Consider the following 11,875-nt stretch of genomic DNA (forward strand, 5'->3'; position numbering starts at 1 on the left):
GAGGATCTGCGACGCGCTGACGGCGTTCGTTTCAGAAAACTCGATTGCAGCGTCTTTGAGCTGCCGGTACTGCTCCTCGGTTCCGTCAACGGTCTTCTTGACGCTGGTCAGCGAGCTGTCGATGTCGACGGCCGCCGCGACTGTCGCCGCCCCGGCGGCCACGATGGGAACCGTCACGCCGGCGGTCATCTTCGAGCCGATCGATCCCAGCGTGGACGAGTACCCGGCCCACTTCGCGGACGCCATGTCCGCCTGTATCGACTGCTCGGCCAGCGCCCTGGTGACGGGGTCGAGCTCCAACGCCTTCGTGGCGTCGTTGACCGTGCCGTACTCCTTGGCGAACCGCTTCATGGCGCTCTGCGCCTTCTTGGTCCCCTTGTCGTCGAAGGTGGAGTATATGGACAGCTTCACGGATCCTCTGCCGGCCATCATGCGCCGCCCATCTTGCCCTCGATGGACGCGGCTGCGGCGTCGACGGCGCGTCGGACGCTCGAATAGACGTCGTCGGACATCCCGTCCGCCGCGCGCCATAGGATGCGCCCGTTCCCGGCGCCGCCCGGCCTGCCGTGCGCAGACGTGAGGGCCGAGACGAGCGCGCCTCCCTGGGGGGTGACGGCGAGGCGGGAGAATTCGGCGATCGCCTCGGCCTTTCCGACATTCCCCCCAGGAGTCTCCACGCGGAACCAGTACGGCCCTCTCCGGTTGGCCGCGTACCGCGGTCGAAGGGATGCGCCGCGGGATCCGCGCCATAGGTTATGGGGGCTCGACGGGTTCGCGATCGACGTCGCCCTCGAAGCTATGGACCGGGCCGCCATCTCCATCACGGGGACGGTGGCCCGCCTCACCTCCGGCTGCGCACCGCGCAGCGCGGCGCTGACCGCGTCGATCCCCCCGATTTTCACGTCTACGTCGAGCACTCGCGATCCTCCTAGCTTGCCTCGCCTCGGAGGATCGCATCTATGTCACACGAGCCCTGCTCCGGCGGAGGGAACGCCGAGTACCAAATGGAGTCGAACGAGCGCGGATCCTCGCGGAGAAGCCTTACCAGCGCGGCTGGATCGGACCCGGTCTTCGCCGCCAGCGCCGCCGCGAGGTCCCCTATTCCGCTTCCAGGCCGCCTTCCCGGGCGGCCGCGGTAGGGTCCTCCGGCTCGTCGCCCCCGGTGTGGATCCGCTCGGACGGCACGGGCTCGACCTTGCACGAGTTGAGGAACTCGCAGATGCCGTCGAGCGTGACGGGGCCTTCCGGGTGCAGCCCCTCCGCCTGCGCCGCCTGCATCTGGATGGCGAACGTCATCTTCCTCAGGATCCACAGCTCCGTGTGCGTCCCCGACGCGCGCAGCCCGTCGGCGAACTCGTCGGCGACGGCCCACATGGAGGGCGTGGTCACGGTGACGGCCTCGCGGCCGTCGGGGCCGACGATGCGGTAGGCGTTCTCCAGGTTGCCGAGCTTGATCTTCTCCATGTCGCCTTCCTTCCTAGTAGCTCGCCGTGTCGTTTACGAGGATCGCCTCGATGGACGTGCCTCCGACGCTTATCGCGCCGTCCGTGGACAGCGTGAGGTCGAACGGGCCTCCGTCGGTGGACACGCCCATGGCGTTCACCTTCCAGGGGATCGCGCCCATCTTGACTGTCAGCGACCAATCCTCGTGGACCGTGTGCTTGAACTTGACCTGCAGGGAGCCGACGACGATGGAGTCCGCGACGGACGTGCCAGAGCTGCTCCCGGTCTTGACGAGCCGGTACATCTCGGTCGAATCCGTCGTTCCGGAGAGCTCGACCGTGACGGTGGCCGACTTCTCCGTCTGGCGCTTCGGCGCGATCTGGCCGAGGGGAACGGACGCTTCGACCGCGTTCTCGACCTTGAAGGACAGGCTCGACAGGTCGATCGACGGAGGCACCGCGGCGGGCTCGTTGGTCGTGGGGGAGAAGAGGACCTCCGCGCCCGCCGTCTTGAACCAGCCTTTGGACGCGTCGAAGGCCGGGCCGTTCCATGCCTTAGCCGCGAGCCAGCTTGCCGCGCATCCCCTGAGCGCGATCTCCACGCTGGGCGGCTTCGTCCCCTCTGCGGAGATCGAAAGCGAGTCCACCTTGCATCCTTCGAGCTGCTGGAGGGCCGCGTCGGACGCCCCGACCTGCTGGACGAACGTCAGATAGGGAAGCGATTCGCCCATCTTGATGTCGTGCGTGTAAGGGGCGCTTTCCCCCGATACGGAGTCGCTGCCGAGCGCCCCGAAGAGCGCCATGCCGATGAAGTCGGCGAACGCGAGCGTCGTCAGCTTCGCGGTCGCCTCGGAGCCTGATATGTAGCGCCCCGCGGTCGTGTCGCGCTTCCCGTTCGTCAGGCTGACGGAGTCCGTGGACGTCGATGCGTCGATGCCCTCGGAGTCCGCGCTCGCGAGGACGGTCACGGTCGGTGCCGCAGGGGACCCGGCGGCGGTCTGCTTGCCGAGTCCGAACGTTCCATGGTTCTTGTTCATATGCTCATCTCCTCGATGATTCTTGCAGCCTCAGGAGAGGCGGCCACGCTTACCGAAACCTCGTAGTCGAGCAGGTACCCCGCGTGCCTGCGCCCGTCCGAGTCGCCCCAGGATTCCGCCTCCTTCACCTGGGGGACGCCGATCTCGTTGGCGGCTCCTCCGAGGTCGATGTCCACGAGAGGGAGCTGCATCGCGACCGCTTGGTAGGCGTTGGCTATCCTGGCGGCCTCGTCGGAGGTCGGGGCCGTCGCCGCGACCGTGACCCACACGTGGAACGTGACCCCGAGCACGCCTCCGGTCAAAAAGCCCGATACGCCGAACTCCCTGGCGGTGCCCCATGTGGCCACGTGCAGCGGCTCGGGCTCCGATCCCGGCAGGTCGAGCGTCACGCGCGGCCGCGGCACGTTCGGGGTCAGCTCGGAGATGCGCGAGAACAGGGCTTCGAGGTCCGCGTGGACGCGCATGATGGCGGGCCCCGCCACGTCGGCGATCATGCGATCACCGCGCGGCGCGACCTGCGGCCCTCTATGACGGCGTCAACGTACGGTATGCCAGTCCACGCCCCCTCCGCGCCCGTCGCGAGCGTGTAGCTCGTGTAGACGCCGTCGACGCTCTGGCCCCGCGCGTTCTCCGCACCCAGGCGCGGGCGGAGCGCGGAAGCCGCGAGCCTCACTGCGGCCTCGCGTATCCTCGCGTCGGGAGTCGCGCCGTACTTCACGTTGGCCGGTCCTCGCGATTCGGACACGGCCTGCCGGTCGCTCACAAGCTCGCCGAAGTCGATTTCGCGGGCGTCCTGCACGGGCAGCTCGTTGAGGCCGGGGGACAGGCGAACCCTGATCCCGCGCTCGCAGAAGCTCCTCCCGGTGCAGTCCTCGATTGTCTCCTCGGCGGCCTGGATGGCGGCGGCGATGTCCGCTGCTGGGTAGCGGGCCTCGTCCTCGAACCCGTCGTTGTTCTTCCGGCCGTACGAGACCACGTCGGAGGGGGAGCAGTACCGAGCGCCGACGCGCTCCACATGGGTCGAGAACGATTCGACCCCGCATTCCCACGCGATCTCGTAGCGCCCGGGCGAGGGCATGAGCTTGACGGCGTCCTTCTCCGCGAGCACGGCCATGCCGCCTTCCACGCGCGCCTCTGCGCTCACGCTGCCGCACACGGCCGTGGCGCTCGCCCCCGACGTTTCGACCGAGACGGGGCCGTCCGATGCGGCCCACCTCGTCTCGACGTCCTTTCGGAGCAGCAGGGTCATTTCGCATCCCCGCCGCCGGCGCGTTCGGCGATGAGCGCCTCGATCTCGGCGACGGTCGCCTTCTTCGGCACTTCGATGCCGAGCGCTCCGGCGCGCTCGGCCAGCTCCTCCTTCGGCGTCTTCGCCTTGCGTCCCGGCTCTTCTTCGACGGCGGCGATCAGACCTCGCGCCTCCGCCTCCTCGTTCGTCATGACCTCGCCTTCGAAGGCGATAAGCACGCCGTCGCGGACGACGCGCTCCTCGGCCGTGTAGACCCCGGCCATGGCCTACGCCTCCGCCGCGATGCCGAGGTCCGCGCAATGGCAGAAGCACGCCGGCATGTCCACGCGCAGGCATGCGGTCGTTTCGGCGAGGATGGTGTACTCGTTCTGGATCAGCTGGCTGTCCTTGAGGCCGACGATGACCTCTTCGGGGTCGGCCACGTCGAAGCTCGCGCCGGCGGGGTAGTAGACCAGCGCCGACTCCTTGGCCTGCACGCTGTCGTGAGCAGCGACGGTCATGTTCACGTCCTCGACGACGGTCAGGCCGGCGATGGTGCCGCCGTTTGCGATCTCAGGGAACAGGTACCGCCCGGTGGAGTCCTTCTCCTCGGACAGCTCCTCGATCGCGTACGGGGAGAGGCATACGTGCGTCGGGGCGATGCCGGTGGCGACGCGGACCTTGCGCTTCATGGCGGCGAGGGTGTCCTTGATGTTCTTCCCTGACGCCTTATTGTGCTCGAGGATGCCGGTCGTGTTGAGCACGCCCACGATGCCGCTGCTGTTGGAGCCGCGCAGGGCGTACTCGTTGCAGCGCAGGTCGAGTCCGAGCAGAAGCGAGTTCGTCACGATGCTCTCGAGCAGCTTGTATCGGTTGGCCGTCTGGCGCTTGATGGGCATCCAGTGCGCGATCGTCTCCAGGTTGGCGACCGCCGGGGTCCACTGGAGAGCGGACTCGGGCTTGTTGCCGCTGGTCCACCCTGCGGCGTTGTTCGTCAGGACCGGGGCGCGGTAGAAGTGCTCGTCGCCCTCGGTCGCGCCCTTCGGGATCGTTGCGAGGAACCCGGTAGGCGGGGCGACCGGGCCGCCGATGTCGTAGCGGTAGATCTGCGGGGTGGTAAGCCCGGACACGGCGTTCGCCGGGCGCGCGAGGCTCGGCATGGAGTTGCCGATCGGCGCGCGGCCCTGCCAGCCGTTGGAGATCCCGGCGAACGCGGCGATGTCGCCGAGCAGCTGCGCGCCGATAGTGGCGGACTCGGCGCGAGTCGCCGATCCTGCTTCGCGCAGCGCGCGGTTCTCGGCCTCGACCTCGGCGGCCGCGTCCATGATCAGCTCTCGGGTCAGAGCGATGCGCCCGCTCATCTCGCGAGCGGCGTCGTTGTCGCCGGACGCCACGAGCGCGGCGACCTGACCCTCGTATTCGCGCAGGCTGTCCTGCAGCGTTGCGATTCCAGGCATCTAGTTCTCCAATCTGTACAATTTCGAGTCGATGACGACGACGCGCTCCTGCGCTTCCGGCTGGCCGGCCTCCTGGCCGTCCGCCCCGTCTGCTGCGATGGTCGCGGACGTGTCACCCGCGACGGCCGGCGCGGGATCACGCGAGCCGGACGGCGGGAACGCTGCGCGCGCCTTGACGGCCTCGCATGGCGAGAACTCGCCTAGCAGGGCCTTCGCTCCTTGGGGAGCGGATTCGATGGTGGCCGCGTCGTTCGTGGCGCAGACGGCTGCGGCGACGGCCTGCTCGACCCTGTCGACAAGGCCGGCTTCGAGGGCATCGTCGGCCGTGTACCACGTGGTCGCGTCCATGGCCGCCGCGAACTCCTCCTTGGACAGCGCCCCCCGCGCCGCGTAGATGCCGGCAATCTGGTCGTCGACGCGCTCCATCCAGTCGGCCGTCTCCCGCAGGTCGCACGCGGTTCCGCTGCACCAGATGGACGCGTCGTGGATCATGATCCAGCCGACGCTCGACATGACGACCTCGTCTGCGGCCGCGATGAGGAACGACGCGGCGGACGCCGCGACCCCGTCGACGTGCGCCGTGACCCTTCCCTTGTGGGACCTGAGGGCGCTCATCATGGCGTACGCGTCGAACACGCTTCCGCCGCCGCTGTTGATCCTCAGGTTGACGGGCTTGCCGTCGGCCTCCTTCAGCGCGTCGAGCAGCTCCTTCGCGCTCACGCTCTCGCCCCACCAGGTGTCCCCGATGTCCCCGTATATGGAGATCTCCACCTCGTCGGCGGAGTCGTTGATCCGGTACCACTCCCTAGTTTCGCTGTTCGGCATCGTCGGTTCCTTTCGCTATCGCGTCGTCTACGAGCTCGCCCGTCATGAGGTACGCGCCGCAGTGGGCGGCCGCCAGCTCGACGGGGGCCATCACCTGGGCGGCGAAGTCGCGCGTCCTGTCGCAGTCCCCGTCGGCGCGCGCCCTCTTCTCGATCCTGCGCCGCGCGTCCGCTATCACCGGCTGCAGCCTTCGCAGCGAATCGGCGGCGGCCCTCTCCTCGATCCCCGACACGCCGTCGGATTGGCCGGACGTGCCGGCGGTCGCCGCGTCGGGGAGCTGGGGCATGCCGTCCTCGTCGAGCACGTAGTAGGCGGTCGGCTGCAGGAGCCTGTCCTGGCCCGGCAGCCAGGGGATGTCCTCCTGCGTCGCGCACCAGGCGCGCGTGAATATCCCGGCGTACACGCCGATGCGGAACCCTTCCATTCGCGTTCGGAAGTCGCCCCTCAGCAGGCCGTTGACGTTGAACTTCAAGCGGTACCCGCTGTCTGACCCTCCGAGGGACGCGGCGCGGTCCAGCACCGGCTGGAACGCCTGCTCGATCGCCGTGACGTCCGGCACCACGGTGTTCTTGACGAAGTCGATGTCCGCGCCGGACGCGCTCGTGGCCGACGCCTTGTCGTCTGCGAACACGTGGTGCATGTCCACGTGGCAGGCTCGGCAGACCTTCTCCAGGACGAACCTCTCCTGCGCGACGATGTCCATGCCGTCGAGCGCGATCGAGACGTCGTGGTACTTGAGCCCGCGGTCGAACACGCGGATGCTCCCGGCGTTCTCCGGGCCGCGGGTCGCGTCCAGCGACTCGCGCACCGCCTTCACGTCGTCGGGGGAAAGCTGGTTGTCGGTCTCGAGCCATCCCTGGAAGAAGTTGCCGTTCTCCACCAGCGTTCGGTAGAAGTTCACCAGGTCGACCGACAGCCCGATGTCGTTCGCCGCCATCTCCACGATGGACCGCCCCGTGACGCCTCCGTCCTCGCTGACGTCGGTCTTCAGGACCACGAGATCGTCCTCGCGGCACGTCCACGGATCGTTGAAGTAATCTCGCCCCGCCGAGTACGTCGCCGTGCCGGTCGCGCGGTCGAACGAGTAGCCGACTGCGGCGAGCACGGGCCGCAGCTCCCTCGCCGCGCCCCTGATCGGGTCCCTGACCACCCGGATGTACGCCGTTCCGAAGACGTCTCGCCGGATCATGGCCCAGGCGATCAGATCTCCCCACGCCATCATCGAGTTGGGGCGATGCAGCACGGGCGCGAGCCAGTGGCCGTCGTCCGGCACGCGCCCGTTCTCCACGCGCATGAGCACCGAGACCGGCAGGGAGCGCACCGCGCGCGCCTTGACGGTCTCGCATGCGAGGAAGTCGTTCGACAGCAGGGCCCCGTACCTCTCGATCCTAGACTTCGGCGGGATCTTGTCGAGCAGGTCGAGCTGCGTGCGCGGGCCTCCCGCCACGGGCGCCGGGCCTGCGGCGAGCGCCTTCGGGGACGCCCATCCCGATACGATCTCCTTAAGCGATCTCATGTTCCTCCTAGCGGCCGTTTCCGAGGATGATCCCTCTCGTGTCACACGCTCCACACGCCGCCGGTCTCGGCGAACGAGAGGGTTTCGGGCATGGTCGCGGTCATCCACTTGGCCATCGCCGCGGCGACGGCGGCGTCGATGCGCTCGGTTCCGCGCCCGTGCCTCTCGCATGCGAAGCGCTTGCCGAACGGCTCGCGCTCCAGGTCGCGGCAGTTCGACAGGTGGTCGGCCAGCTTCGGGCACCCTTCGAGCGCGCAGGAATGCGAGCGCACCGTCTGCACGACGAGCGAGCACGCCGGGCACATCACCTTGTTGGATTGGGGGACCTCGTAGATCTCCACGCCGTAGTCGTCCTGCAGGTGCTGGGCCATCAGGAGCAGCCGAGCCTGGTCGATGCCGACGGGGCAGCGGTAGCGCTGGTGCAGCTCCGCCACCAGCTGCTCGATCTGGCCGAGCGGGTAGTAGCCGGCCTCTCCCGGGTCGTCGTAGACCCACTCGTGCCAGCAGTCCACGCCGTCGGCGATCTGATGCGCGACGATCGCGAATGCGTCGCCCGACGTCGCGCCGTCGATCGCAAGGCAGAAGCGCTTGGAGAAGTCGAAGCCGTTCTCCACGCGCTGGCAAGCCCTGATGTCCGACATCCGCATTGATCGGTCGGCCGACTTCTCGAGCGGGAAGCGGTTGACCTCGTATCGCTCGAAGCTGGCGCGCGAGAGCTTGCGCCTCTGGTCGCGCATGTAGTCGAGGCCGCACCACGACATGGGATGCGTGCGCCTCCACATGCGCTCGTCGTCCACGTCCTCGTCGTCGCGCGCTCCGAGCCATGCGACGTGCACGGCAGGGTCCTCGCGCCATTCGGGCAGCTTGTCCCACAGAAAGCCGCTGCGAGACTTCGCGGCGGTGGTGATGATGATGGTGAGCGCGCCGAATATCTTTCCGTTGCCGGAAACGACCGCGTCGTACAGCGCGCTGTCCCTGTAGATGTGGGCCTCGTCCAGGATGCAGACGTTGAGATGCCACGATTGCAGGGCCTCCTCCGAGTACGGCATGACCATGATGCGCGCGTCGGTCTCGCGGTTGACGATCTCGTCCTTGCGTATCTCCCATAGCGCCCGCAGGTCGGGATCCTGCCGGATCATCGACTTGAGCTTGCCCATGTCCTTTGACGCCTGCACCTTCGTCCCGGCGATGATCGCGTACTCGCCTGCGTGGGTAGGCTCCATGGTGGCGATGGTGAGCAGCGTTCCGCATGCGAGGTCGGACTTGCCGGAGTTTCGCGGCAAGCCGAACACTACCGTGTTGATCTTGCGGCGGAACCGCCGCGCCGCGCCCTTGCCGACGTATCGTCCCTGGCCGAACACGGGCCGCCAGAACATATCGCGCTGGAACAGATCGAGCCTAAACGGCACGCCGAAGAACTCGTTGTCCGTGTGGCGCACATGGGACGTCAGGAATGCTTCGTACGCATCGGCGATAAACATGCCGGCTTTGCTGCAGCGCGCCTTGTCCACGCCTGGCTGAAACGCCTCAGCCATTGCTGCCTTGCATCGTGCGCATCGCTTCCATGACCTTCTTCGGGATGTCTGCGGCGAGCGACGTGGTCGCCGCTTGCGTCAGCTTCAGCCGTTCGGCGGTGAGGGTGTCCAGGCCCAGCACGCCCGACAGCTGACGCATCTGGTTCACCGCGTCTTTCCACGTGCGGAAGTCGGGGTTCTGCACGACGTTTCCGGCGGCCGTTAGGCACGTGGTCTTTATCGTCCCGTATTCGCCCGACATGTTGTCGAGCGCCTGGCGGCTGATGGCGTACGCCATGCAGTACTGCTCGATCAGCGGCAGCTCCTGCCGGCGGAACCTCGTCTGGTTGTCCATGACGAGGTGCCATGCTTGCTCGGCGTACGCGTTCATGGCCACGACCTCGGGAGCGCGCGGGCAGATCGCCACCTCCGCGTCGATGCCCTGATTGTCGCGAGCCGCCAGCTTGGGCGCCGGCTTCCTTCCTCGGCTCATAGCCCGGCCTCGCTCAACGCCTCGTCGATTCCGAGCGCGGCTTTGAGGCAGACCGCCCGCAGGGCCGGAGCGCACGACAAGGCGTAGCGGTTGAGGGACGTCGATGCGGCGCGCGCCATCATCACCGCGTCGGCGATGTTGTCGACGGTGGCCGGCTTCGGCTTTACGGGATGGGGAGGCGCCATCTTGATCACCTGGATCAGGTGGCCGGAGTCCTCTTCGAGCTGACGCTTTCGCTGGGATGCCTTACGGCACGCGGGGCTGCAGTACACTGCGGTAGAGCGCTTCGCCGCGAAGTCGCTCCCGCACACTGGGCATGTCTTGATGGTTTCCATGCTTTGATGTTCGCCGAGGTGTCACTTACCGTGACGTTAGCGTGACGGCCGATACTCCAATTTCATCGAAATGCGCTCTTGAGACTGGCGCGCGGTGGGGAAGCGTGGCGGGAGGCTATTCCGACCCCTCACCCCTCCTGCGCTCGGCGTCGATGCGGGCGTGCGCCGAGGCGGACAGCAGCACGAGGTTCGCCTGGTCGTCGGCGCCGCCGTCGCAGAGCGCGACGCGATGGTGCACCCCGGCCCCTGGCTGGGAGATGCGCCACGTCCCGTCCACCTTCACGGCCACCTGCTCGCCGGTCACGGCGCAGCGCCCGCGCTGTCGCTCGATGACGGCCTGGCGGGATCTGCGGTACGCCGATCCGTAGCCGTCGGCTCGCCACGGCTCCGAAGCCAGGCGCTCGGAGTCGGGCCTGCGCCCGGTCCTGGGACGGGCGGGGGAGTGCGTCTCGACGCGGCATGCCGTCCCGTCGGGCACCAGTCGGGGGATCCTCAGCTTGGCCATGAGCGTCCTTTCGCGCGCGACGCCCCGCGCGCCGGCGATGGGGCGCGGGGCTGTCGGGAGGGTGCCGGCCCGATCGCCGGCACCGTGCATGATGGTGGAGGCGTCACCCGAGCCAGCGTGGGAGCTCGCGCACGTCCATCCCCAGCCTCATCGCGAGCAGGTACTCGGTCTGCGCGCCCCTGCTCGCCCTCCATCCCGGCAGCAGGCAGACCCCGTCGCACTTGACGAGCGTCTCGATGCAGGACCGCATCGCAGCGCGCCACTCGGCGTCGGGCGGGACGAACCAGTGGGGGACGACGGGCCGGAAGCCGAGCTCGGCGAGCTGGTCGGCGGCGTCCTCGAAGGCGAACCGGTTGAGGCCGCGCACGCCGGTCACGGGGCCCGCCACGTAGACCCTCACCGATCGCCGCCTTCGCTGAAGCTCCCGGACAGGCCGGCGGGCATCCTGAAGAAGAAGGCCGCACCGGCCACGAGGATCGCGAAGGCGGGCATGTTCTGGCCGGCATGGAACAGCCACCCGGCTATGGAGAGCGCGGCCACCGCGATCACGGTCATTCCGGCGAACACTAGCATGACGAACTTCATAGCTCCTCCATCCTCACGTATATTCCCGCCGGATCGCTCCACAGCTTCGCGGTCGAGTGCAGCGCGATCCGGCTGTCGTTCGCGAAGTAGCCCAGCTTGGCCATGACGTCGAACACGGTCTTCTCGACGTTGTCGGCGTCGGGCTTGACGGCGTGCCAGCTGCCCTGCGCGCGCTTCCCGCCCGTCGGCCAGCAGATGCGCATCTCGATCGCCACGGGGCCGTCTAACGGCTTCTGCGGGGCATGTTCGGCAAGATGCGCCTCCCACTTCGCCTCCGCCGCTTTCAGGGCCGCAGATTTGACGAGACGGGCCTTTCCGCGCGAATCGGAGACGGCCACGAGGTCGTTGTGCGTCGCGGTCGGCGGCACCATGGGGGCGAAGAACTCGATCATTCGCTCACCGCCTTCCGCTTGCACGGCACGACCATGTCGTATGCGTCGTAGCGCTCCTCGCAGCACCAGCACCCGTACAGCCACTGTTCAGGGTGGGTGCAGCCATCCCGGCAGTGGCGCCTGGCGTACTCGTACTCGTCGATCTTGACGCATGCGTAGTCCGGTATCGCGCAGACCTCGCAGGCCGAGAATCCCGCGCGCTCGGCTTCCACGGCGCTGCCGTACGGACAGGTGTCGATGGTCTCGTACTCGGGCCAGCTCATGACGAGGCCCCCTTCCACGTGCCGGTTGCGGCGTCGTATTCTATGAGGCCGTTGCCGCTGGCCTTGTCGAACAGGTACAACATCAGCTCCGGCTGCGATGCGAGCCACTGCAGCACCTCGCTCGACTTCGCGTCGAATTCTCTGCCCGGCAGCGTGTGATGGAGTGCGGGCATGCGCTTCGCCGCGTCCAGCCTCTTGTCCAACCGTCTTGCTTTCATAATTGCTACCTTCCTTCTATCATTCTGGTTTTGATTTTCGGCGCCTTCGTCAGAGGCAGGGGAAG

General features: G+C 67.7%; 19 protein-coding genes. All 19 read right to left on the reverse strand.

The features are described 5' to 3' along the window. Nucleotides 1-432 (reverse strand): hypothetical protein (locus ACMNI9_RS09590; RefSeq protein WP_418831802.1); only part of this gene is annotated, 432 nt, incomplete at its 3' end. Next, nucleotides 429-677 carry a hypothetical protein gene (locus ACMNI9_RS09595; RefSeq protein ID WP_418831804.1) on the reverse strand — a complete coding sequence of 83 codons (249 nt, stop codon included), beginning with the start codon at nucleotides 675-677 and terminating at the stop codon, nucleotides 429-431. The genes ACMNI9_RS09590 and ACMNI9_RS09595, both read right to left, overlap by 4 nt. Nucleotides 678-1,098: 421 nt before the next feature. Further along, nucleotides 1,099-1,464: a hypothetical protein gene (locus tag ACMNI9_RS09600; protein ID WP_225749213.1), complete on the reverse strand. Its 366-nt coding sequence runs from the start codon at nucleotides 1,462-1,464 to the stop codon at nucleotides 1,099-1,101. A gap of 13 nt (nucleotides 1,465-1,477) precedes the next feature. Next, nucleotides 1,478-2,479, reverse strand: coding sequence for a hypothetical protein (locus ACMNI9_RS09605; protein ID WP_418831806.1), 1,002 nt, complete (start codon nucleotides 2,477-2,479; stop codon nucleotides 1,478-1,480). After that, nucleotides 2,476-2,973, reverse strand: a complete 498-nt coding sequence (locus ACMNI9_RS09610) for a hypothetical protein (RefSeq protein WP_418831808.1) — start codon at nucleotides 2,971-2,973, stop codon at nucleotides 2,476-2,478. Before ACMNI9_RS09610 ends, ACMNI9_RS09605 begins: the two co-directional genes overlap by 4 nt. Next, nucleotides 2,970-3,728, reverse strand: a complete 759-nt coding sequence (locus ACMNI9_RS09615; RefSeq protein WP_225748996.1) for a hypothetical protein — start codon at nucleotides 3,726-3,728, stop codon at nucleotides 2,970-2,972. Before ACMNI9_RS09615 ends, ACMNI9_RS09610 begins: the two co-directional genes overlap by 4 nt. Then, nucleotides 3,725-3,991 (reverse strand): hypothetical protein, encoded by a 267-nt coding sequence (locus ACMNI9_RS09620; RefSeq protein ID WP_225748997.1) that lies wholly within the window; start codon nucleotides 3,989-3,991, stop codon nucleotides 3,725-3,727. Before ACMNI9_RS09620 ends, ACMNI9_RS09615 begins: the two co-directional genes overlap by 4 nt. Nucleotides 3,992-3,994: 3 nt before the next feature. Further along, nucleotides 3,995-5,164, reverse strand: a complete 1,170-nt coding sequence (locus tag ACMNI9_RS09625; protein ID WP_418831811.1) for a phage major capsid protein — start codon at nucleotides 5,162-5,164, stop codon at nucleotides 3,995-3,997. After that, complete coding sequence (locus ACMNI9_RS09630) at nucleotides 5,165-5,989, reverse strand: head maturation protease, ClpP-related (RefSeq protein ID WP_418831813.1); 825 nt, start codon at nucleotides 5,987-5,989, stop codon at nucleotides 5,165-5,167. It abuts the gene before it with no gap. Beyond that, a complete protein-coding gene (locus tag ACMNI9_RS09635) occupies nucleotides 5,970-7,505 on the reverse strand; it encodes a phage portal protein (RefSeq protein WP_418831815.1) in 1,536 nt (511 codons plus the stop codon). Before ACMNI9_RS09635 ends, ACMNI9_RS09630 begins: the two co-directional genes overlap by 20 nt. 41 nt (nucleotides 7,506-7,546) lie before the next feature. After that, entirely contained in the window at nucleotides 7,547-9,040 is a 1,494-nt protein-coding gene (locus tag ACMNI9_RS09640; RefSeq protein WP_418831816.1) for a terminase large subunit domain-containing protein, read from the reverse strand. Next, nucleotides 9,033-9,512, reverse strand: coding sequence for a P27 family phage terminase small subunit (locus ACMNI9_RS09645; protein ID WP_418831818.1), 480 nt, complete (start codon nucleotides 9,510-9,512; stop codon nucleotides 9,033-9,035). The genes ACMNI9_RS09640 and ACMNI9_RS09645 overlap by 8 nt, the downstream gene beginning before the upstream one ends. Continuing rightward, nucleotides 9,509-9,847 carry a hypothetical protein gene (locus ACMNI9_RS09650; RefSeq protein ID WP_418831819.1) on the reverse strand — a complete coding sequence of 113 codons (339 nt, stop codon included), beginning with the start codon at nucleotides 9,845-9,847 and terminating at the stop codon, nucleotides 9,509-9,511. The genes ACMNI9_RS09645 and ACMNI9_RS09650 overlap by 4 nt, the downstream gene beginning before the upstream one ends. Nucleotides 9,848-9,962: 115 nt before the next feature. Further along, nucleotides 9,963-10,352 (reverse strand): HNH endonuclease, encoded by a 390-nt coding sequence (locus tag ACMNI9_RS09655; RefSeq protein WP_418831820.1) that lies wholly within the window; start codon nucleotides 10,350-10,352, stop codon nucleotides 9,963-9,965. 103 nt (nucleotides 10,353-10,455) lie between these two features. Next, a complete protein-coding gene (locus tag ACMNI9_RS09660; RefSeq protein WP_418831822.1) occupies nucleotides 10,456-10,752 on the reverse strand; it encodes a DUF4406 domain-containing protein in 297 nt (98 codons plus the stop codon). Then, nucleotides 10,749-10,937 (reverse strand): hypothetical protein, encoded by a 189-nt coding sequence (locus ACMNI9_RS09665; RefSeq protein ID WP_418831824.1) that lies wholly within the window; start codon nucleotides 10,935-10,937, stop codon nucleotides 10,749-10,751. Before ACMNI9_RS09665 ends, ACMNI9_RS09660 begins: the two co-directional genes overlap by 4 nt. Then, on the reverse strand, nucleotides 10,934-11,329 hold the full coding sequence (locus ACMNI9_RS09670) for a RusA family crossover junction endodeoxyribonuclease (RefSeq protein WP_418831826.1): 396 nt from the start codon (nucleotides 11,327-11,329) through the stop codon (nucleotides 10,934-10,936). The genes ACMNI9_RS09665 and ACMNI9_RS09670 overlap by 4 nt, the downstream gene beginning before the upstream one ends. Then, nucleotides 11,326-11,592 carry a hypothetical protein gene (locus tag ACMNI9_RS09675; protein ID WP_418831828.1) on the reverse strand — a complete coding sequence of 89 codons (267 nt, stop codon included), beginning with the start codon at nucleotides 11,590-11,592 and terminating at the stop codon, nucleotides 11,326-11,328. The genes ACMNI9_RS09670 and ACMNI9_RS09675 overlap by 4 nt, the downstream gene beginning before the upstream one ends. Then, entirely contained in the window at nucleotides 11,589-11,810 is a 222-nt protein-coding gene (locus ACMNI9_RS09680) for a hypothetical protein (RefSeq protein ID WP_225749199.1), read from the reverse strand. The genes ACMNI9_RS09675 and ACMNI9_RS09680 overlap by 4 nt, the downstream gene beginning before the upstream one ends. Nucleotides 11,811-11,875: the final 65 nt, after the last annotated feature.

The sequence above is a fragment of the Paraeggerthella sp. genome (assembly GCF_048427265.1).
In the GTDB taxonomy this organism is placed as follows: Bacteria; Actinomycetota; Coriobacteriia; order Coriobacteriales; family Eggerthellaceae; genus Paraeggerthella; species Paraeggerthella hominis.